19 protein-coding genes are annotated in these 21,963 nt (G+C 63.4%); 16 read left to right on the top strand and 3 right to left on the bottom strand.

Translation table 11 applies throughout. From position 1 onward, the window contains the following. The first annotated feature begins 52 nt into the window (after positions 1-52). Both QUH67_RS29580 and QUH67_RS29575 read left to right on the top strand, forming a co-directional pair. Positions 53-895 (top strand): shikimate dehydrogenase, encoded by an 843-nt coding sequence (locus QUH67_RS29580; RefSeq protein ID WP_300943026.1) that lies wholly within the window; start codon positions 53-55, stop codon positions 893-895. A 136-nt stretch (positions 896-1,031) separates the two neighbouring features. Beyond that, positions 1,032-1,610 (top strand): hypothetical protein, encoded by a 579-nt coding sequence (locus tag QUH67_RS29575; RefSeq protein WP_300948217.1) that lies wholly within the window; start codon positions 1,032-1,034, stop codon positions 1,608-1,610. 166 nt (positions 1,611-1,776) lie between these two features. On the opposite strand, the gene QUH67_RS29570 is transcribed toward QUH67_RS29575, so the two are convergent. After that, a complete protein-coding gene (locus QUH67_RS29570; RefSeq protein WP_300943025.1) occupies positions 1,777-2,913 on the bottom strand; it encodes an alpha-hydroxy acid oxidase in 1,137 nt (378 codons plus the stop codon). 504 nt (positions 2,914-3,417) lie between these two features. Here QUH67_RS29570 and glmM point away from each other — a divergent pair. The 12 genes from glmM (at position 3,418) to QUH67_RS29510 (ending at position 17,600) form a co-directional block, all read left to right on the top strand. After that, the gene (gene glmM / locus QUH67_RS29565; RefSeq protein ID WP_300948216.1) at positions 3,418-4,764 is read left to right on the top strand and encodes a phosphoglucosamine mutase; all 1,347 of its coding nucleotides are present in this window, start codon (positions 3,418-3,420) and stop codon (positions 4,762-4,764) included. Positions 4,765-4,910: 146 nt separating this feature from the next. Then, positions 4,911-6,170: an MFS transporter gene (locus QUH67_RS29560; RefSeq protein WP_300943024.1), complete on the top strand. Its 1,260-nt coding sequence runs from the start codon at positions 4,911-4,913 to the stop codon at positions 6,168-6,170. A 296-nt stretch (positions 6,171-6,466) separates the two neighbouring features. Continuing rightward, positions 6,467-7,294 carry an outer membrane protein gene (locus QUH67_RS29555; protein WP_300943023.1) on the top strand — a complete coding sequence of 276 codons (828 nt, stop codon included), beginning with the start codon at positions 6,467-6,469 and terminating at the stop codon, positions 7,292-7,294. 212 nt (positions 7,295-7,506) lie between these two features. After that, positions 7,507-8,325 carry an outer membrane protein gene (locus QUH67_RS29550; RefSeq protein WP_300943022.1) on the top strand — a complete coding sequence of 273 codons (819 nt, stop codon included), beginning with the start codon at positions 7,507-7,509 and terminating at the stop codon, positions 8,323-8,325. A gap of 81 nt (positions 8,326-8,406) precedes the next feature. Further along, positions 8,407-8,997 carry a glutathione S-transferase family protein gene (locus QUH67_RS29545; RefSeq protein ID WP_300943021.1) on the top strand — a complete coding sequence of 197 codons (591 nt, stop codon included), beginning with the start codon at positions 8,407-8,409 and terminating at the stop codon, positions 8,995-8,997. 17 nt (positions 8,998-9,014) lie between these two features. After that, complete coding sequence (locus QUH67_RS29540) at positions 9,015-9,485, top strand: GNAT family N-acetyltransferase (protein WP_300943020.1); 471 nt, start codon at positions 9,015-9,017, stop codon at positions 9,483-9,485. 170 nt (positions 9,486-9,655) lie between these two features. Next, positions 9,656-9,850 (top strand): hypothetical protein, encoded by a 195-nt coding sequence (locus tag QUH67_RS29535; protein WP_300943019.1) that lies wholly within the window; start codon positions 9,656-9,658, stop codon positions 9,848-9,850. Positions 9,851-9,929: 79 nt separating this feature from the next. Next, the gene (locus QUH67_RS29530; RefSeq protein WP_300943018.1) at positions 9,930-11,102 is read left to right on the top strand and encodes a phosphoserine transaminase; all 1,173 of its coding nucleotides are present in this window, start codon (positions 9,930-9,932) and stop codon (positions 11,100-11,102) included. Between the two features lie 61 nt (positions 11,103-11,163). After that, positions 11,164-11,922 carry an enhanced serine sensitivity protein SseB C-terminal domain-containing protein gene (locus tag QUH67_RS29525; protein ID WP_300943017.1) on the top strand — a complete coding sequence of 253 codons (759 nt, stop codon included), beginning with the start codon at positions 11,164-11,166 and terminating at the stop codon, positions 11,920-11,922. Between the two features lie 16 nt (positions 11,923-11,938). After that, positions 11,939-13,528, top strand: a complete 1,590-nt coding sequence (gene serA / locus QUH67_RS29520; protein WP_300943016.1) for a phosphoglycerate dehydrogenase — start codon at positions 11,939-11,941, stop codon at positions 13,526-13,528. Positions 13,529-13,800: 272 nt separating this feature from the next. Next, entirely contained in the window at positions 13,801-15,765 is a 1,965-nt protein-coding gene (locus tag QUH67_RS29515; RefSeq protein ID WP_300943015.1) for a methyl-accepting chemotaxis protein, read from the top strand. A 152-nt stretch (positions 15,766-15,917) separates the two neighbouring features. After that, positions 15,918-17,600: a mucoidy inhibitor MuiA family protein gene (locus QUH67_RS29510; protein ID WP_300943014.1), complete on the top strand. Its 1,683-nt coding sequence runs from the start codon at positions 15,918-15,920 to the stop codon at positions 17,598-17,600. A gap of 60 nt (positions 17,601-17,660) precedes the next feature. Here the strand turns inward: QUH67_RS29510 and QUH67_RS29505 are convergent, their stop codons facing one another. Continuing rightward, positions 17,661-18,347 carry a CBS domain-containing protein gene (locus tag QUH67_RS29505; protein WP_300943013.1) on the bottom strand — a complete coding sequence of 229 codons (687 nt, stop codon included), beginning with the start codon at positions 18,345-18,347 and terminating at the stop codon, positions 17,661-17,663. A gap of 164 nt (positions 18,348-18,511) precedes the next feature. Here QUH67_RS29505 and QUH67_RS29500 point away from each other — a divergent pair, with 164 nt between their 5' ends. Then, positions 18,512-19,384: an enoyl-CoA hydratase-related protein gene (locus QUH67_RS29500; RefSeq protein WP_300943012.1), complete on the top strand. Its 873-nt coding sequence runs from the start codon at positions 18,512-18,514 to the stop codon at positions 19,382-19,384. Positions 19,385-19,582: 198 nt separating this feature from the next. Then, on the top strand, positions 19,583-20,464 hold the full coding sequence (locus tag QUH67_RS29495; protein ID WP_300943011.1) for a hypothetical protein: 882 nt from the start codon (positions 19,583-19,585) through the stop codon (positions 20,462-20,464). A 52-nt stretch (positions 20,465-20,516) separates the two neighbouring features. Here the strand turns inward: QUH67_RS29495 and QUH67_RS29490 are convergent, their stop codons facing one another. Continuing rightward, positions 20,517-21,869 carry an esterase-like activity of phytase family protein gene (locus QUH67_RS29490; RefSeq protein ID WP_300943010.1) on the bottom strand — a complete coding sequence of 451 codons (1,353 nt, stop codon included), beginning with the start codon at positions 21,867-21,869 and terminating at the stop codon, positions 20,517-20,519. Between the last annotated feature and the right edge of the window lie 94 nt (positions 21,870-21,963).

The following is a 21,963-nucleotide window of genomic DNA, read 5'->3' as shown; positions in this document are numbered from 1 at the left end:
TCCTCGGACCATGGTCATTGACAGCGCCCGCCGCTTGTCCGATGTGACGGATATGACGAGTGCCACAAAACCCCCCGCCGCGTGCCTGATCGGATGGCCGGCCGCGCATTCGCGTTCGCCGCTGATCCATCATTACTGGCTGCGGACGTTGGGGATCCAAGGCGGTTATGTCATCGAGGCGGTGCCGCCCGACGAGTTCAAGGATTTCCTGTTGCGGCTGTCGCTGCGCGGTTTCGTCGGGGCCAACGTCACCATTCCGCACAAGGAGCGCGCGCTGGCGCTGTCGAAGCCGGATGCGCGGGCGCGTGCGGTCGGCGCGGCCAATACCTTGTGGTTCGAGAATGGCGAACTCTGCTCGACCAACACCGACGTCGAAGGATTCATCAACAATCTCGACGACTGTGCGCCCCGTTGGGACGGTGCCGAGGATGCGCTGGTGCTCGGTGCCGGCGGCTCGTCGCGCGCCGTGCTGTTCGGCCTGCTCGATCGCGGCATCCAGCGCGTGCATCTCGCCAACCGCACCGTTGCGCGCGCGCAGGCGCTGGCCGATCAGTTTGGCGCGCGCGTCGTCCCCGTGGCGTGGGATGCAATCGGCGGGTTGCTGCCGCGCGCAGGCCTGCTGGTGAATACGACCTCGCTCGGCATGAAGGGGCAGCCGCCGCTGGAAATCGATGTCGCGCGGCTGCCTTCGCACGCCGTCGTCGCCGACAATGTCTACGTGCCGCTCGAAACCCCGCTGCTCGCCGCCGCCCGCGCCCGCGGCCTGAAGACGGCCGACGGGCTCGGCATGCTGCTGCACCAGGCGGTGCGCGGTTTTGAATTGTGGTTCGGCCGGCGGCCCGAAGTGACCTTGGAACTTCGTGCCTTGGTTGAGGCCGACCTCATGAATAGCTGATCGGTTGGTCGCGGAGACTTGAGCCGGAATTTTTCCGAAAGACCGGGGTCAATGGTTAGGTTAGTGCCGAAACCGGAGACCACCCGCCATGTCCGTCAGTTCCCTTCAACTCGTTCGCTCGCTAGCCGCCGTCGCGATGATCGCCGGCTCAACGCTTTGTGCCATCGCGCAGCAGCCGCCGACGGTCCGTATTCGCGGCACCATCGAGGCGGTAGACCTGCCCATGCTGTCGATCAAGTCGCGTGAGGGCGTCGACATCAAGGTGCGCGTCACCGACAATGTCGCGGTCTTCGCCGTCGTGAAGACAGAGTTGTCCGAGATCAGGGAAGGCTCCTATATCGGCGTCACCGGCGTGCCGGAGCCCGACGGCACCCAGAAGGCGGTGGCGGTGCATATTTTCCCGGAAAGCCAGCGCGGCGCGTCGGAAGGTTTTCGTCCCTGGGATCTGCGGCCGAACTCGACCATGACCAACGCCACCGTCGCGCAGACGGTAAAGGGCACCGACGGCCAGAACATTTTGGTCAAATACAAGGACGGTGAAAAGAAGGTCGTGGTGCCGCCGGATACGCCGATCGTCACCTTCGTCGCCAGCGACAAGTCTGAGCTGAAGCCCGGCGCGAAGATCATCATTGTGGCCGCGGTGAAGAAAGACGACGGCACAATCGAAGCCGCCCGCATCAATGTCGGCCGCGACGGGCTCACGCCGCCGATGTGATGGTCTTTTCTTACCCTCTCCCCTTGTGGGAGAGGGTGGATCGCTGCCGCGAAGCGGCGGCGAGACGGGTGAGGGGTTCTCGCAGCGAGTCCTGCTTGTTGAGAGAATCCCTCATCCGGCGGACTGCGTCCGCCACCTTCTCCCACAAGGGGAGAAGGGAAGTCAGCTACACCGCCAGCAGATTATCGTCGATCTCGGCGACCGTGTTCACGCCGCACAATCCCATCGTTGTAAGCATTTCCTTCGACAGAATATCGAGCGCCTTGGCGACGCCCTCTTGCCCGCCCGCGCCGAGGCCATAGGCGTAGGCGCGGCCGATCATGCAGGATTTGGCGCCGAGCGCGAGCGCGCGCACCACGTCCATGCCGGAGCGGATGCCGCCGTCGAACATGATCTCCATCTGCGCGCCGACGGTGTCGACGATCTCCGGCAGCACTTCGATCGACGACGGCGCGCCGTCGAGCTGACGGCCGCCATGGTTGGAGACGACGATCGCCTGCGCGCCGGTTTTTGCGGCGAGCTCGGCGTCCTCGACGTCCAGAATGCCTTTCAGGATCAGCTTGCCCGGCCAGATCGAGCGGATCCAGTCGATGTCCTTCCAGTTCAGCGAGGTGTCGAACTGCGACGCCGTCCATTCCGACAGTTTGGTGAGATCCTCGGTGCCTTTCACGTGGCCGACGATGTTGCCGAAGCTGCGGCGCTTGCCGCGCAGCACACCGGCGACCCATGACGGCTTGCTGGCGAAGTCGAGCAGTTTCGACAGCGACCATTCCGGCGGCACGGTCATGCCGTTCTTGATATCCTGGTGGCGCTGGCCGATCACCTGCAGATCGACGGTCAATACCAGCGCCGAGCATTTGGCTGCGATGGCGCGCTCGATCAGCGCCTTGATGAAGCCGCGGTCCTTCATCACGTAGAGCTGGAACCAGAACGGCTTGTCGACGCTGGCTGCAATATCCTCGATCGAGCAGATCGACATCGTGCTCTGGGTGAAGGGAATGCCGGCGGCCTGCGCGGCGCGGCAGGCGTGTATCTCGCCGTCGCCATGCTGCATGCCGAGCAGGCCGACGGGGGCGAGGATCAGCGGCATCGCCGCGGGCTCGCCGAGGATCGTGGTGGAGAGATCGCGCCGGGAGACGTCGACCAGGATGCGCTGGCGGAACTTGATCTGCGCCAGATCCTCGGAATTGGCGCGCAGCGTGTCCTCGGTGTAGGAGCCGCGGTCGGCGTAGTCGAAAAACGCCCTGGGAACCCGGCGCTTGTGCAACTGGCGCAGATCCTCAATGCAGGTGATGTGCTTCATGGACGTCCCGGCCCTTCCTAGCCTTCTTCGCTGCGCTGTCATCTAGCATGGTTGGATGGTCAGCCAAATCGCATCTGCACGCATTCCGCTGGCCATTCCCGACAGGAGGATAGAGCCATGACCGGATCGTGCATCGCTGCCCCTGTCGACACCGGCCCGGGCCGACCGTGAGGACAATCGCCGGCTCGAGGACGCTCTAGAGGAGCGGCTGGAGGAGACTTTTCCGGGGTCCGATCCGGTCGGTGTTACCCAGCCGCCGCCCTCCAAAGCGGACCACTGCGTCCCGCGGCGCGGCTAGCGGGATCCGGTCTTCGGTCCGTCGATCGGCTAAAGATCGAGCAATATCAATGCAATGACGGGTGAGCGCCGCCGTCGGGCCGTAATGATTCATCATATTTTTTGAAGCCATCCTGGCCGCCGAGGGACTATAACCGCCGGTAATTGATCGAGGGCGTTCGGCGATTCGCAGCCTGGTTGGCGGATCCCGGGATGGCTGGGGGTAACATGAGCCGCAAATATTTCGGTACCGACGGGATTCGGGGCCGTGCCAATGGTCTGATCACGCCGGAGCTCGCACTCAAGGTGGGACAGGCGGCCGGGCTGGTGTTTCAGCGCGGTGAGCATCGTCACCGCGTGGTCATCGGCAAGGACACGCGGCTCTCCGGCTACATGATCGAATACGCCATGGTGGCCGGCTTCACCTCGGTCGGCATGGACGTGCTGCTGCTCGGCCCGATGCCGACACCGGCGGTCGCGATGCTGACCAAGTCGATGCGCGCCGATCTCGGCGTGATGATTTCGGCTTCGCACAACCTGTTCGAGGACAACGGCATCAAGCTGTTCGGACCGCAGGGTTTCAAATTGTCCGACGACGTCGAGAAGCAGATCGAGCTGTTGCTCGACGAGCCGATCGACCGCCGCCTCGCGCAGAGCGCCAGCCTTGGACGCGCCCGCCGCATCGACGGCGTACATGACCGCTACATCGAGTTCGCCAAGCGCACGCTGCCACGCGAGCTGTCGCTCGACGGCCTGCGCGTCGTGATCGATTGCGCGCACGGCGCGGCCTACAAGGTGGTGCCGGAAGCGCTGTGGGAACTGGGCGCCGACGTGATCGCGATCGGCGTCGAGCCCGACGGCTTCAACATCAACAAGGAATGCGGCTCGACCGCGCCGGAAGCGCTGGCGAAGAAGGTGCGCGAGATGCGCGCCGACATCGGCATTGCGCTCGACGGCGACGCAGACCGCGTGATCCTGGTCGACGAGCGCGGCCACGTGGTCGACGGCGACCAGTTGCTGGCGGTGATCGCGCAAAGCTGGAAGGAAGACGGCCGTCTCGCCAAGCCCGGCATCGTCGCCACCGTGATGTCCAATCTCGGGTTGGAGCGCTTCCTCGAAGGGCAGGGCATCGGCATGGTGCGCACGCCGGTCGGCGACCGCTACGTGCTCGAGCAGATGCTCAAGCAGGGCTATAATCTCGGCGGCGAACCGTCGGGCCATATTATCCTGTCCGACTACGCCACGACTGGCGACGGCTTCGTCGCCGCGCTGCAGGTGCTGGCGGTGGTGCAAAAACTCGGCCGCCCGGTGTCGGAAGTCTGCCGCCGCTTCGATCCGCTGCCGCAAATCCTGAAGAACGTGCGCTACCGCTCCGGCAAGCCGCTCGACCATGCCGAAGTGAAATCGGCGATATCGGACGGCGAAAATCGCCTCAACGGCCATGGCCGGCTGCTGGTCCGCTCGTCCGGCACCGAGCCCGTGATCCGCGTGATGGGCGAGGGCGACGACCGCGTGCTGGTCGAGGACGTCGTCGACCAGATCGTCAACGCGCTGGGCCACGCCGCGGCGGCGTAAGCCGGCTTCATCACGATAGAACGGCACGGGCGACCGCTGCCGCGGCAACGCATCGCAGGCATAAGCTATTGATGCTGGTGGCGAGGATGGCCGCGCCGTAGAACGACAGGCATTGCCTGTCTGCCGTTCTTTCCGGGAATGCGCCCTTGAACAAGCCCGTCATCGTTTCGGAGGAGACTGCGACCGCGCCGGTGATCGTGCAGGAAGCGGCGCCGGGCCTCGCCGCCCAAGCGGCGGCCACGGGGCCGGCCTATGTCGTGCTGGCGTGTATTAGCTTCTCGCATTTCCTCAACGACACCATGCAGTCGTTGATCGCCTCGGTCTATCCGATCCTGAAGGACGCCTACGCGCTGGACTACGGCCAGATCGGCATGATCACACTGGCGTTCCAGTTCACGGCGTCGCTGCTGCAGCCGGTGGTCGGGCATTTCACCGACAAAAAGGCGCAACCGTTCTCGCTGGCGATCGGTATGGGCTTTACCTTTTTCGGCCTGCTGCTGCTGAGTGTCGCGCATTTCTATCCCATCATCCTGATCGCGGCCGCGCTGGTCGGCCTCGGCTCGGCGGTGTTCCATCCGGAGTCGGCGCGGATCGCGCGGCTCGCCTCGGGTGGGCGGTATGGCTTTGCGCAATCGGTGTTCCAACTCGGCGGCAGTTTTGGCACGTCGATGGGGCCGGTGCTGGCGGCGCTGATCGTGGTGCCGTTCGGCCAGCCAAGCATCGCGTGGTTCTCGTCGATCGCGTTTCTGGCAATCGTGATCCTGTGGCGGATCGGCATCTGGTACAGGCCGCAGATCGTGACGAGGACGTCCGCGGCGGTCGAGCGGCATCCGGACCACCCGGATTCACGGCGTGTGAAAATCGCGCTTGCGGTGCTGGTCGCGCTGCTGTTCTCCAAGCAGCTCTACGTCTCCAGCCTGTCGAGCTACTACATCTTCTACCTGATCGAAAAATTTCAGGTCTCGACGCAGGCGGCCCAGCTCTATCTCTTCATCTTCCTCGCATCCAACGCGGCGGGAGCGTTCTTCGGCGGGCCGCTCGGCGATCGCTACGGCCGTAAATACGTCCTCTGGTTCTCGGTCCTCGGCGCGCTGCCGTTCACGCTGGCGCTACCCTATGCGGGTCTGGTCGGAAGCGCGGTTCTCACCGTGTTCATCGGCCTCATCCTCTCATCGGCGACTTCCTCGATCATCGTGTTCGCGCAGGAATTGATGCCGCACCGCTTCGGAATGATCTCCGGCGTGTTCTTCGGCGTCGCCTTTGGCATCGGCGGGCTCGGCGCCGCCGTGCTCGGCAGGCTCGCCGACCACACCGGCATCGCCTTTGTCTATCACCTTTGCGCGTTTCTGCCCGCGCTGGGACTGCTCGCGGTGTTCCTGCCGAAGATGCCGAAGCACGCACGCTGAGTGCGTGCGGCTTACGCGAAGCCGGGCGATGCCGACTCTCTCAACGAAACCTTAACCGCAGGACGGCGGTGTATCTTCTGCAATACATCGTTAGGATATGAGCCGTTTCTGACATTCTCGCGTTTTGGAAACGCGGCGATTCACGCCGGAAATAACGTCGCGAGAAAAAAGTCAGACATTGTCAACCTTAATAATTAGGGTTAAGCGCCGCTTAAACATTTGATGGCATCGTCCGTCCGTGAATTTTCAAGTGGGGCCGTTTGGAGCAAGCCTCACCGGACAAAAGGACGAGCCCAATGCGTAGCGTTAAGTTTTTCATTGCCGCCGGCGCGGTGACATTGTTGTCCCACGCAGCGTTTGCCGCCGACATGGCGATTGCGCCTCCGCCGTATGCGTCCCCCGTCGTCGAGGATTTCGGTGGCTGGTATCTGCGCGGCGACATCGGCTTTTCCAACCAGCGCGTCGATCGTCTGAACAACGCGCTCGATTCCACGCTCACTTCTTCGGTGCAGAGAAACAGCTTCAACACCGCCGGCATTTTCGGCGTCGGCGTCGGTTACAAGGTCAACAACTGGTTCCGCGCTGACGCGACCGGTGAGTACCGTGGCAACTCGCAGTTCTTCGGCACCGATCGCATTACCTATACGGGTGGCGTCGGCACCGATACCTATCACGCCACCAAGAGCGAATGGGTCGTTCTCGCCAACGCCTACGTCGATCTAGGCACCTGGTGGTGCGTCACTCCGTTCATCGGCGCCGGCGTCGGCGGCGCGCGCGTCGCGATCAACGGCTTCACCGACCAGAGCATTGCTAACAATGGTGGCGGCGCGCTGCCGGGTCTCGCCTATGGCGCCGACGCCGCCAGGTGGAATTTCGCCTGGGCGGCGCATGCCGGTCTTGCCTACAAGGTGACGCCGAACTTTACCGTCGAACTCGCTTACCGCTATCTCGACATGGGCGACGGCGTGACCGGCGATCTCCGCACCTTCGATGGCGTCAACAACATCAACAACCCGATGACCTTCAAGAACATCACCTCGCATGATCTGAAGCTCGGCGTGCGCTGGGATCTGACCAGCCCGCAGGTTTATGCGCCGCCGCCGCCGATGATCCGCAAAGGTTAATCGCGACTTCCATTCCTTAACGGTTGCCGAACGGCGCGGGCATTTCCCGCGCCGTTTGCTTTTGTCGTCTGCCGAAGCGCGAGTTGCGTGCGCGCAAAATGTTTGGCGGCTTTCGGACGAGATCGCGCCGAAACAATGTCCATGACAACGATTGGTTAAGGTTAACGGGCGATGATCAGTGCAAGTTTCAGAGTGTCCGATGGAGCGTTGCGATGCGTCGATTGTTGCTGGTGGCTGCGATGTGGGGAGCGGCGAGCGTCGCCCAGGCGGCCGATATGCCGGACCTGCCGATACTTCGCGGCAGCTTCACTGAGGGCGTGAATGCCGTGAACTGGCAGGGCGCCTATATCGGCGCACATGGCGCCTATGGCACCTCCAACATGAACTTCGCGGGTGCGACGAGAAACGTGGCGGCGCGCCTCATGGACGGCCTGGAGATGGAGCAAGTCCAGCGGATCTCAGAATGGCCGGTGATGGGAAAAGTCTCGGTGCACGGCAGCGGGTTCGGCGGGTTCGTCGGCTACAACTGGCAGTGGACCGACACTGTCGTCGGCCTTGAGATCAACTACACGCACGGCAAGTTCGGCGGATCGCAGACCGGCAGCATGTCGCGCTTCTTCACGCTTCCTTCCGGGTACACGGACGCCGTCACCTATGAAGGCACCGCGCGTATGAATATTTCCGACATGGGCACGCTTCGCATGCGCGGCGGCTACGCCTACGGTCCGTTCCTGCCCTATTTGTTCGGCGGCATCGCGCTGGGGCAGGCCGATATCATTCGCACCGCTCGCGTGTTCGGTACTCAGGTCAATCCAGCGGCCGCGCCTGGATTTCAGAACGTGCCGTTCGACATCAGCGCTACCGACGGCCAGTACGCCCATTTGATCTACGGCTATTCGGTCGGTCTCGGCACCGAAATCATGCTGCTGTCGGGTCTGTTCATGCGCGCTGAATGGGAATACGTGCGCTTCGCCTCGTCGGTCGACACCAGCATCAACACCGTCCGCGCCGGTCTCGGTTACAAGTTCTGATTTCGTCGCGGCGCCGTCCCGTCGCCGTTGACAGATCTGCCGCCGCCTGTTGCACTGCCGCCCCAACGAGGGTGGCAGCGCATGAAGGTCTACGGCGATACCAGTTCCGGAAATTGCCTGAAGGTGAAGTGGGTTTGCGATCACCTCGCATTGCCCTACAGCTGGATTGCGGTCGATACGCTCAAGGGCGAGACGCGCACAGCGGAATTCCTAAAGCGCAACGGCGCCGGCCAGGTCCCCACCATCGAACTCGAAGACGGCCGTTCGCTGGCGCAATCCAATGCCATCATCCGCTATCTCGCGCGCGGCTCGCACCTCATTCCTCAGGATGCGTTCGCGCAAGCCAAGATGGATGAGTGGCTGTTCTGGGAGCAGTACAGCCATGAGCCTTATATCGCTGTCTGCCGCTTTCAGATGTTCTACCTGAAGAAGCCCGCTTCCGATCTCGATCCCGAGAAGGTCAAGCGCGGCTATGCGGCGCTGGCGCGGATGGAGCATGAGCTTGCCATCTCGCCGTTTCTGGCCGGCGACGCCGTCACGCTCGCCGACATATCTCTGCTGGCCTATACGCGACTCGCGCATGAGGGCGGCTTTCACCTCGACGGCTACGCCGCGGTGCGCCGCTGGATCGGAGAGACCGAAAAATTCCTCGGGCTCCCGTCAGCGCACTGACCACACCGGAAATCGTCATGTCTGCCCAGCCACAGATCGCCATTCGTGCTGCCCGCGTCGAGGATGTCGGCGTTATCGTCGCCATGCTGGCGGACGATCCGCTCGGTGGCCCCCGGGAGCGGATCGAGGATCCGCTGCCGTCGTCCTATCTTGCCGCGTTCGAACGGATCACACGCGATCCGAATATCCAGCTTGTCGTCGCCGAGGACGGAGAGGGCGCCGTGGTCGGATGCCTGCAGCTCTGCATCCTGCCGGGCCTGAGCTCGCAAGGCACCTCGCGCGGCCTGCTCGAGGATGTCCGCGTCGCCAAACACTGCCGCAGCCGCGGCATCGGCGAACAGTTGGTGCAGTGGGCGGTGGCGGAAGCCCGCGCGCGGGATTGCAAGGTGGTCGAATTGCTGACGCATCATACCCGCGTCGATGCACAGCGCTTCTACGAACGGCTGGGTTTTGCCCGCAGCCATGTCGGCATGACCATGCGGTTTTGACCGAACCGGAAAGAAGTTGAAGCGAATTCCTGCACGACACTTCAGGTAGTCACGGTTCTGCGATCCGGTTAACAACCGATAAACTACGCGCGCGGCCGTGATTTTACGGATCGGAACGTCTCCGCTATGGGCGCGTATCCCATGGGGCCTGGGCAGCTTGGGGATTTCAGATGAAGAAATATTCGATCGTCCGCATTGGAAGCGAATATGTCGTGCAGGCCGGAGAGACCAGTATTCTGAAGGTCTCTAGTCGACGGGAAGCGGCCAAGCTGGTGACCGACGCCGCCGGGCTGTTGCAGCAGGAGCCTGCGCCCGCCGCGGAGAAGCCCCCATCACGCGAGCGTGAGACGCCTGAAGTTCCTTGACGATCGGGCGCGATTCCCATAATGACCGCGACGGGACACCTCCCCCCAACGGGAGGCTTGCTATCTGGAAGGATAGATCATGACCGTAGCGAAGCCCGCTTCGCGGCCGAACGTGCCGCATTTTTCCTCCGGCCCCTGCGCCAAGCGCCCCGGCTGGAATCCGCAAAATCTCAAGGACGCAGCCCTTGGCCGCTCGCACCGCGCGAAGGTCGGCAAGGCCAAGCTCAAGCTCGCGATCGAACTGACGCGCGAAGTGCTTGAGGTGCCTGCCGATTACAAAATCGGCATCGTGCCGGCGTCCGATACCGGCGCGGTCGAAATGGCGCTGTGGTCGCTGCTCGGCGCACGTCCCGTCACCACGATTGCCTGGGAATCCTTCGGCGAGGGCTGGGTCAGCGATATCGTCAAGGAATTGAAACTGAAGGACGTCACCAAGCTGCACGCCGGCTATGGCGACATTCCCGATCTCGCCAAGGCCGATCCGGCGTCCGACATCGTTTTCACCTGGAACGGCACGACATCAGGCGTGCGCGTGCCGAACGCCGACTGGATCAGCGCGACCCGCGAAGGCCTCACCATCTGTGACGCGACGTCGGCCGCTTTCGCGCAGCCGCTCGATTTTGCGAAACTCGATGTGGTGACGTTCTCCTGGCAGAAGGCGCTGGGCGGCGAGGCCGCGCACGGCATGCTGATCCTCAGCCCTCGCGCGGTGGAGCGGCTCGAGACCTACAAGCCGGCCTGGCCGCTGCCGAAGATCTTCCGCCTGACCAAGGGCGGCAAGCTCAACCAGGGCATTTTTGAAGGCGAGACCATCAACACGCCCTCGATGCTGTGCGTCGAGGATTATCTCGATGCGCTGAACTGGGCCAAGTCGATCGGCGGCCTCAAGGCGCTGATCGCGCGCGCCGACGCCAACACGAAAGTGCTGTCGGACTGGAAGGCGAAGACGCCGTGGATCGACTTCCTGGCCAAGGAAGCCTCGATCCGCTCGAACACGTCGGTGTGCCTCAAGTTCACCGATCCCGCCATCACCTCGCTGACGGCGGACGCGCAGGCGGAGTTTTCCAAGAAGCTGGTCGCGTTGGTCGAGAAGGAAGGCGCCGGTTACGACTTCGCCTACTACCGCGATGCGCCGGCGGGCCTGCGGATCTGGTGCGGCGCCACCGTGGAGGCTTCCGACGTCGCGCTGCTGACGCAGTGGATCGACTGGGCTTTCGCCGAGACCAAAGCCGCGCTGCCGAAGGCGGCTTAAGACAGCCTGAAGTTCAGCCGTGCGGATGCTCCGCACGGCAATACCTTTCACAGGCGATCTCATGTTTGAACCCGAGAACGACATCGAGCGTTTGCTGATGCGTGCATCGGCGGAGCCGGCCGAACGGCCGGGCTTTGCGCGCGCGTTGATGGACGCCGAAATCGTACTGGTGCTGGTGCCAGACGGTCCGATCGCATCCGGCCCGGACGGCAACGCCGTGATTCCGGAAGGCGTCAAAATGACGCTGCCGAGTGCGGTGCGCGGTGAGGAGCGGTTGATTCCGTTCTTTACCGCACGCTCACGCGCGCAGGCCTGGTACCGCGACGACCACGTCGCGGTGCCCGAACGGGTGCGCGACCTGTTCGCCCGCTATCCCGGCGCGCCATTCGTGCTCAATCCGGGATCGGACTACGGCAAGGATTTTACGCCGGGCGAAGTGGCGCGGATGCTAGCGGGCGATTTCGAGCTCAGCGGCCCGCAGGCCGTCACAACGCAAGCGCCGCAGCAGGTCATGCTGGCGCATCCCAGCGAAATCCCCACGGACTTGATCCAGGCGCTGGCGCGCGAACTCGCCGCGGTCAAATCCGTCCGCGGCGCCTGGCTGATGCTGGCGACGCGGGGCGGCGAGCAAAGCTGGATGCTCGGGGTCGATCACAGCGGTGCGTGGCAGGACGTTCGCGATGCGATCAGCGGCGCCCTGGTCGGCGATATTCTCGGCGGACGCATTCTCGATGCCATGCCGCTCGACGGCAGTTCGATTGCCGCGACCCTGCGTACCGGAATTCCCGTCACCGCCGCCAAGAGCGGCTTCCTCCATTAGCCTTTCAGGTAGACCAATGACAAAGCCAAAAGTTCTCATTTCCGACGCGCTGTCCCCCGCCGCCGTGCAGATCTTCAAGGATCGCGGCGTCGAGGTCGACTTCCAGCCCAATCTCGGCAAGGACAAGGACAAGCTCGCCGAGATCATCGGAAACTACGATGGGCTTGCTATCCGCTCCGCGACAAAGGCCACCGCCAAAATCATCGAAAAGGCCACCAGGCTGAAAGTGATCGGCCGCGCCGGCATCGGCGTCGACAATGTCGAGATCCCGGCCGCGACCGCCAAGGGCATCATCGTGATGAATACGCCGTTCGGCAATTCGATCACGACCGCCGAACATGCCATAACGCTGATGCTGGCGCTGGCGCGCGAAATTCCGCAGGCCGACGCCTCGACCCAGGCCGGCAAGTGGGAGAAGAACCGCTTCATGGGCGTCGAGATCACCGGCAAGACGTTGGGCGTGATCGGCTGCGGCAACATCGGTGCGATCGTCGCCGACCGTGCGCTCGGCCTGCGCATGAAAGTCATTGCGTTCGATCCGTTCCTGTCGCCCGAGCGCGCCAAGGACATCGGAGTCGAGAAGGTCGAACTCGACGATTTGCTCAAGCGCGCCGATTTCATCACGCTGCACACGCCGCTGACCGACAAGACCCGGAACATCATCGACGCGGCGGCCATTGCAAAGATGAAGAAAGGCGTGCGCATCATCAATTGCGCCCGCGGCGGCCTGGTCGACGAGCAGGCGCTGGTCGACGCGCTCAACGCCAAGCATGTCGCCGGCGCGGCGTTTGACGTGTTCGTCGAGGAGCCCGCCACCAAGAATGTGCTGTTCGGCCATCCCAACGTGATCTGCACCCCGCATCTCGGCGCCTCGACCACGGAAGCGCAGGAGAATGTCGCGCTGCAGGTCGCCGAACAGATGTCGGATTATCTCCTGACCGGCGCGATCTCGAACGCGGTGAATTTTCCGTCGATCACGGCGGAGGAAGCGCCGAAGCTGAAGCCGTTCATCGAACTCGCCGAAAAGCTCGGTTCGTTCGCGGGCCAGCTCACCGAGAGCGGCATTCTCAAGGTCGAAATCACCTATGAAGGCAACGTCGCCTCGATGAAGATCAAGGCGATCACCTCGGCGGTGCTTTCGGGCCTGCTGCGGCCGATGTTGGGCGACGTCAACGTCGTCTCTGCGCCGGTTGTCGCCAAGGAGCGCGGCATGGTGGTCGACGAAATCGTGCGCGCCGCGCAGAGTGACTATGAAAGCCTGATCACGGTCACTGTCACCACCGAACAGCAGGAACGCTCGGTGTCAGGCACGGTCTATCACGACGGCAAGCCGCGGCTGGTCGACATCAAGGGCATCCGGGTCGACGCCGAGTTCGGCAAGTCGATGATCTACGTCACCAACGAGGACAAGCCCGGCTTCATCGGCGCCTTCGCCGGGCTGCTCGGCGACGCCAAGCTCAACATCGCCACCTTCCATCTCGGCCGCGTCAAGCAGGGCGGCGACGCCATCGCGCTGGTCGAGATCGACGGCCCTGTGCCGGCTGACGTGCTCGGCAAGGTGCAGGCACTGCCGCAGGTGAAGCAGGCCAAGGCGCTGGTGTTCTGAGAACCGGAATACTCGATGCGCTGAGCGTATCCCGACGGTTCGGTTAGGTTCGCGCAGTCGCATGGATTGCTCGACAGTCTATGCACGCCAGCGTGCGTAGCGGTGTGCGGGGTGCGCTGCTTTCTAGCTGTGCCCGGGTTTCGCGCCTTCGAAGCGAGACGACCTGTCGCGACACGTATTCTTACGGGCGGTGAAATTTACGAAAAGTTGCGTGCGTGCACGCTAGAGGTGCAGAACGGTTTAGCTTTTGCAAACCACCTCAGGAATTTTTCATGCCCCTGCGCTTGACTCACAAGATCATGGCGATTGGCGCAATTGGCGTGGTCGGCGTCGTTCTGATCGGCGGCATGCATCTGTACGGCGAAAAAGCCATGGCGGTGTATCGCGACGCCGCCGATAACGCGCGAAGCATCGCCGAGCTGAATCGGGGGATCGAGGTCGGATTGCTGGAAGGCCGTCGGGCGGAGAAGGATTTCCTGCTACGCAACGACATGAAGAAGGCGGAGAGCCAGGTCGAGATCGCCAAGGCGGTTGCCGCCGACGTCGAGACCCTGCGTGGCAGGGTCGCTGCCGTCGGCAAGCCCGATCTCGGACGCCAGATCGAAGCAATGAACGCCTCACTGAAGAAGTATCAGGGGCACTTCGTTGCCGTCGTCGAACAGAAGCGGCATCTCGGCCTCGACGAGAAGTCGGGCCTCGAGGGGCGCTTGCGAGCTTCGGTTCACGAAATCGAATCTCGCATCGTCCAGATGCAGGATCAGGCACTCCTGATCACCATGTTGATGATGCGCCGCCACGAGAAGGATTTCATGTTGCGGCGTGACCGCAAGTATGGCGACGACATGACAAAGCGAAATGCCGAGTTCGTCGCCGGGATCGAAAAAGCCGCTGTTGCGGACGCCGCCAGGACCGAACTGAAGCAGAAGCTCGCGGACTATCAGCGCGATTTTCAGGCCTGGATGGAGCAGGCCCTGATGCTCGCGGCTGAATTGAAGGCGATGTCGGAGGCGTTTGCGAAAGTGGAGCCCGTGATCGACGCCGTATCGAAGGAGGTCAACGTTATCCGTGCCGAGGCGGAGCGGATGAATGCGGCGGAACGCGACAGCATCCAGCGCTGGATGGAGATAGCGATTGCGCTGATTGCGGTATCGGTGATGGGGGCTGGATTTTTTATCGGAAGATCGGTCTCCAAACCGCTGACGGCCATGACGGCGGCGATGGTGGAACTGGCCAAGGGCAATTTTGCCATCGTGCTTCCAGGACTCGGCCGCGGCGACGAGGTCGGGGAGATCGCGCAGGCGGTGGAAACATTCAAGATCAATGCGGAAGCGAAGGCGCGTGCTGAAGCCGAGGAAAAGAGCCGGCAGGAGCGGATCGTGGCCGAGCAACGCAAGGCCGACATGATCAGGATGGCCGATTCCTTCGAGGGCGCGGTTGGTGAGATCGTCGACACCGTGTCGTCGGCCTCGACCGAGCTGGAAGCCTCCGCTACCGTGCTGACCACGACCGCGACTCGTTCGCAGGAATTGGCCACCATTGTGGAGGCGGCTTCCGAGGAAGCTGCCACCAATGTGCAGTCAGTGGCTTCCGCGACCGAAGAGCTGAGTTCTTCTGTCAACGAGATCAGCCGCCAGGTTCAGAATTCAGCGCGGATTGCCAATGAGGCGGTCGGCCAGGCCCACCATACCAATGCGCGCGTCGTCGAATTGTCGAACGCAGCGACCCGGATCGGCGATGTCGTCGAACTGATCAATACCATTGCCGGACAGACTAATTTGCTGGCGCTGAATGCCACGATCGAGGCCGCCCGCGCCGGCGAGGCCGGACGCGGCTTTGCGGTTGTGGCGTCCGAAGTCAAGGCGCTGGCCGAGCAGACTGCGAAGGCGACCGATGACATCGGCCGGCAGATCGCGGACATCCAGGCGGCCACCGGCGATTCCGTAAGCGCGATCCGGGCGATCAGCAGCACGATTGAAAAACTGTCGGAGATTTCCTCGACCATCGCAGCCGCGGTCGAAGAGCAGGGCGCGGCGACGCAGGAAATCTCCCGCAACGTGCAGCAGGCGGCACTGGGAACGACACAGGTCAGCGCCAACATCGCCGACGTCCGTTCCGGCGCCGTCGAAACCGGCTCGGCTTCGACCCAGGTTCTCTCGGCGGCGCAGTCGCTGTCGGGCGACAGCAACCGCCTCAAGCTCGAGGTCGGAAAATTCCTGAACTCGGTGCGCGCCGCCTGAGCCGGTAACGCTACCTTCCTGCCGTCGCCGCGGTCCCGCCGCGATGGCGTTACTCTCCCGATCGAACCGGTTTCGCCCTTGCTGCGTCTCATGACCGGGAGTGGTGGGCAGGTTTCCCGTTGCCGTCCGGCGACCGGTTCAGGAGAGTATCCATGCGATTGATTTCGAACGGCTTTTTGACGACGAGCCTCGTCGCCTTCACGGTGCTGGCGATGGAGCCCGCGCGTGCAGCCGACCTCGCCGCCGTCTCCGCGGTCGATGCCGTCACCGTCTATCCCGATGGCGCCAGCGTCACCCGCGTCGTGACGCTCGACCTGCCCGCCGGCGACAATTCGGCCGTTCTGAAGGATTTTCCCCTGACGCTCGATCCAGCCTCGCTGCGCGTCGAGGGGGAGGCCGGTGTGAAACTCACGATCGGCGCGATCGACGCCAAACCGCCGCGCGCGGCGCCGCCGGTCAACCTGCCCGAACTCGACAAGCGCATCGAGGCGCTCAAGGACGAGCGCGTCAATCTGCAGGGCGCGATCGATGCCGCCACCGCCCGGCGCAAATTCGCCGAACGGTTTGCGGAGGCTTCTCCGGCCGGCATCGGCGACAAGGGTGAGGCGCGGCCGATCGCCGAATGGCGCGCTGCGTTTGCTGCGGTCGGCGAGGAAGTCGCCAGCGCCGACAGCACAATCCGCGATGCCGGGCGCAAGCAGCGCGAACTCGATCGTGAAATCGCCCGTCTCGAACAGGACCGGGCGCAGAAGCCGCCGAGCAGGATGGAAGTGCGGATCGAGCTGTCGGCCGCCGCGGCAACCAAGGCGACGCTGCGGGTTACCTACTCGGTGCGCAACGCGCGCTGGGCGCCGCTCTACGACGCCCGCCTCGACACCGGCGCGAAAGACCGCAAGCCCGCGCTCGAACTGGTGCGCCGCGCCGAGATCACGCAAAACACCGGCGAGGACTGGTCGAATGTCGCGCTCGCCGTTTCCACCGTGCGCACCGCGCGGGGCGGCAGCGCGCCCGACCTGAAGTCGCTCGTCGTTCAATATCCGCAACCGCCGCGCCCGATCTCTGCGGGGGCGATGTCGGATATGGCAATGCCGTCAGCTGCGCCAGCCCCGCAGCGACTGCTCCGCGGCGCTATAGGAGGAAAGAACGAAGAGCCCGCGATGGAGAAGGCGGTCGAGCAGCAGGCCGCCGCCGACGTCAGCGGCTTCCAGGTGGTATTCCGGATTCCCGGCCGCGTCAGCCTTGGCGCCGGCGAAGGCGCCAAGGGATTGCGCGTCTCCAGCGCGAATATTGCACCCGATCTGGCGGTTCGCGCCGTGCCGGTGATCGACCCAACGGCCTTCCTCGAAGCGAGCTTCAAACAGGTCGAGGACGCGCCGCTGCTGCCGGGACGGGTCGCGATCTATCGTGACGGCGTGTTCGTCGGTCGCGGCCAGATGGCGGCTGCGGCCAAGGACGAAACCGTGCGGCTCGGCTTCGGCGCCGACGAAAAAATCAAGATCGAACGCAGCGTGCTGAAGCGCAACGAGGGCTCGGCCGGCCTGATAGTGACGACGTCGAAGACCGACGAGCGTTCGTTCAAGACCACCGTGCGCAACGGTCATGATTTCCCGATCCGGATCGCGATCGAGGACCAGTTGCCGGTCAGCGAGAACGAGGACATTGTCGTCGAGATGCTGCCGTCGACCACGGCGCCGTCAGCGACCAACCTCCGCGACAGGCGCGGCGTGCTGGAATGGGCGTATGAAGCCAAGGCCGGCGAGGCAAAGGACATCAACTTCGCCTGGCGGATCCGCTGGCCCAAGGACAAGAGCGTGGTGATGACGCCGTCGGGCTGAGCACAGCGAGGATAGATGGACTTCCGATTCTCGCCGGTGCGGGAGAGGGTCGGAAGTCCCTCATTGCCAGCCGCCACCCCGGTACGTGACCAGGTGATCGTGAACGGCGCCGACACCGGCGGCAGATTCTGCCACCACCCTGATCGCCTGTCGTTCAGCGTCGGAGTCCGCCATGCCCCAGATGTCGACGATGCCGTTGGCGACGGTGATGTTCAGCAGTCCCGTGTGGCCCCAGGATTCGTTCTTCAGGCTGGACAGGATTCGGTCGCGGATCGCCTTGTCGGTCGGCGCGATGTCGAGCAATTGCCGCGCGCTGGCCACCGCCTGAAGAAGATTGGCCCTGCTCACCACGCCGACGAGCTGGCCGTTCTCCAGAACCGGCAATCGCTTGACGGCATTGTTCTCCATCACCGCCGCGACTTCGTGGAGCGGCGTCTGGGGCGACGTGGTGACGACTTCCCGCGTCATGACGTCCGAAACCTTGCGGCTGTGCGACTTGACGTATTCGGCCGCCAGCGTATCGCTGTCGGTCAACGCGCGAAGCCACCAGGATCGATGCCGCTCCGTGCCGGCTTCGGCCCGGTGCAGCAGATCGCCCTCGCTGACGATGCCGACCAACTTGCCATTGTGGTCCAGCACGGGAACCGCACTGATCTGCTTTTCAAGAAACAGCTTCGCAACCTCCTGCACGGAGGCGGACGGACCCACGGTGATCACCGGGGCAACCATGACGTCGCGGACAAGCATCGCACTTCTCCTATCAATGGAGTGAGGATCAGAGGCCGAGAGGCCGTTCCTGTCGTTGATTCAAGTCAAGCTGGCCCGGCTGCTGTGGGACGGCTTCATCTCTGATACCATCGCCGAAGCACGAGGGCCGCCCAACAGCCCCGCGAACAGGGAGAAGCCGACCGATGCCGTATCAACATATTCTCGTCGATGATCCCCGGCCGCGGGTCCGGCGCATCACGCTGAACCGGCCGGAGAAGCGCAATGCACTGAATAATCGCCTGCGCGCGGAAGTGTTCGAGGTGCTGGAAGCGGCTGATCGCAATCCCGACGTGTCGATCACAGTCATTCGCGGCGCCGGTCCGTGCTTCTCGGCGGGTTACGATCTGTCGGCCGATAACCGCATTGACCAGCCGTATCACTCGGCCGCCGGCCCGGGTCAGTGGTCACGTCACGTCGTCGAGGGCTGGTTCTCGATCTGGGATCTGGCAAAGCCGGTGGTGGCACAGGTGCACGGCTATTGTCTCGCCGGCGGCACCGAACTCGCGACCGCCTGCGATATCGTCTACGTCGCCGACGACGCCCAGATCGGCTATCCGCCGGTGCGGCTGATGAGCCCGCCCGACATGCAGTATCACCCCTGGTTGGTCGGCATGCGCCGCGCGATGGAACTGATGCTGACGGGCGACGCGATGTCCGGCCGCGAGGCTGCCGAATGGGGATTTGCGACACGGTCGTTCCCGCTCGCAGAACTTGACGAACGTACGCTGGACTTTGCCGAACGCGCCGCAAAAGTGCCGGTGGAGCTGCAGCAGCTCAACAAGCGCTCGGTGCACCGCGCCATGGAGATCATGGGCGCGCGCGCCGCGATGCGCGCCGGCACCGAGATCCAGGCGCTGGCGTTCACGACGGAGGCGAGCAGGAACTACATGTCGACGTTCCGGCGTGACGGATCGAGCGTGAAATCGCAACTCGACCAGCGCGACACGACGTTCGGAGATTATCGGACGAAGGATCGCACGACTATTGCAAATAAGCATGCGGGGCCAACAAGTTGACACGACAACCAGGGATCCCGGCTTGCAACTTTTTCCTCTGCAATCAGGGAACTTTGCCGATTTGTGAAGATTGTCGCTTGGGAAATGGCGGCGGGACCTATGGAGGAAAAATCATGAACGGTCTTATCTATCTTGTCGGCCTGGTTGTCGTGGTTCTGGCGGTGCTGTCCTTCTTCGGCCTTCGCTGAGGCGATGCATATGTCGATGGAAAATATCACCCCGGGGACGCAAAGCGATGTCGCGCCACGCTTCCTGCAATGGTCGCCTATCGTCCTCGGCGCTCTGGCGGCGACTGCGCTGTCGTCGGTATTGCTGACGTTCGCCGTGACCATCGGGCTTGGCGTCACATCGACGGCGCCGACGTGGCGCGATGCATCCGCGGCGCTTGCTATCCTGTCAGGCCTCTATCTGATCATCCAGGCTGTCATCAGTTTCGGGCTCGGCGGTTACATTGCCGGGCACACCCGTACTCCGACGGCTACCCCAGCTGTCGGCACGGCAGTAGTGGATGAGACCGAGCACGTCGACGGTGCCCATGGACTCGGTACTTGGGCGCTTGCCGTGGTGATGGGAGCCATCCTTGCGACTTGGATCGGCGCCGCCACCGTCAGTCGTACAACGCCGGCGCGAGGCACGGCGCAGGCGAGTGCGGCCGAGCCCATTTTGAGTTATGAGCTGGACCGCCTTTATCGCGCCGGTCGCCGTGCCCCCAATGTCGATCTGAGCGCCGAACGCGCGGAGGCTGGTCGCATCCTTCTTACCACCTCGAGCCATAGCGGCATGAGCGCGGAGGATCGAACCTATCTCGTTCAGCAGGTCGTAGCTCTGACCGGACTTGCCGCAACTGACGCGGAACGCAGGGTCGACGGCGTCGTCGCGAGCGCCACGACGGCCATCGCGAGGTCACGCCGCAGCACCGTCATCCTAGCATTCTCGGTTGCGACGGCCATTCTGCTCGGTGCCGCATCGGCATGGGCAGCGGCATGCGCCGGAGGGCGACACCGCGATGGTGAGGCTCTGCCGGCATGGATGGTGCACTCGAAGGCGCTCGACCGGCGACGGGCGGCTGTGCTGCCGTAGCCCTCTGATCACCCTCTCCGCGCAACGAAGCGGAGAGGGCCGCGCACTTACCTCACTTCGCCTTCAAAAACTCCGCCACTTCCAGCAGCACGAACTCGTTGTCATCCGCCTTGTTGGGATCGCGGCTCGACGAGAACGGCAGGTTGTTGTCGTTGCCGACGATGATGTGCGTTTCGTCGACACGGTCGACGTTCTCGATGGTGAAGAACGGGAAGGTCAAGACGCCGTCATTCAGCGGCTTGCGGGCCTTCTTGTCGGGATCCTTGATCTTCATCAGGTCGATATAGGCGATCTTGCGCACCGGCTTGCCGACATTGGCGTCGGACAGTTCGATCTTGTAGACGCGCTTGAACTTCGCGAGGTCGGGAAAGCAATTCTCGCCGCGCTGGCCGGCCGGACACGCCTTGTCGGTCGTGCCTTCGCCATTGTCGCGCTCGATGATCAGGCCGCTCGAAGCGTCGATCATGTTGAAGTCGCCGATGGCGTGGCCGTTCTGCTCGAAGACATAGTGCCAGTAGCGGCCGGTGAATTTTTCGGCCGCAACGTCGAATTCCAGAATCCGAGCGGCTTCCTTGCCGTCGACCTTTTCAACATCCTTCTTTTCGACGTCCCACAGCGGGCCTTCGAGCAGACCGTAGAGGAACTTGCCGTCCTTCGAGGCGGCAAACCCTTCATAGCCCTTGGAGCGGCGCAGGTTGACCGTGGTGTAGCTCGCGCCCGGCGCGCCCGGCGACTGCACCGACCAATGGTCGGGCGAGCGCACCGGCTTGCCGTCCGCCATGCTGTCGAACACGGCCAGGATCTTGCCAGTCTTGTCGGCCTTCAGCACATAGGGTCCGAACTCGTCGCCGATCCAGAAGGTGTCGCCGATGATCTGAAAGCCCTCGGTGTCGAAGTCTGCGCCGGTGAGATAACGTTTTGCCGTGTCCTCATGCAGGATGCGGAACGGCACTTTCTTGTCGGGATCGTGCAGGAAGATAGTTTCCTGCCGTTCGATCTTGCCGCCCGTCCAGTCGATCTTGTGGCGGTTCAGGTACAGCATCGAGTCGGCCGAGTTGTAGCGCGAGCCCATGCCGTTGTCGGTCAGCACCCAGAACGAACCGTCCGGCATCACCTTGATGCCGGAATGGCCCTGCAGCGGCTGGCCCTTGAATGGCAGCGAGACGCCGGTGGGGCGCTCGTAGGATTTACCCATCACGCTACCGAGGGCGTCGATGCGCTTGCCGGTCGTGTATTTGCCGGCGGTCTTCAGATCCGCCGGCGCATCAGCAGGTGCCTCGACAAAGGTCTCGGCCGACAGCACGGCGTGACCCTTCAACGTGGCGGGAAATTCGCCTTCGCCTTGTGCGAAGGCCGCGCTGGCCAAAAATAGCGAAGCGACGGAGCAGAGCAACGACACGCGCATGGCGGATCTCCTCATGATGACGATGCGGAGTGTCTTGCGGAGCGGCTGTTACAATTGGCTGACAGTTCCGTGAAAGCAGCGTGACGCCGTTGGA

The organism is Bradyrhizobium roseum (assembly GCF_030413175.1).
GTDB classification, from domain to species: Bacteria; Pseudomonadota; Alphaproteobacteria; order Rhizobiales; family Xanthobacteraceae; genus Bradyrhizobium; species Bradyrhizobium roseum.
This window is presented reverse-complemented; position numbering and strand designations above follow the sequence as displayed.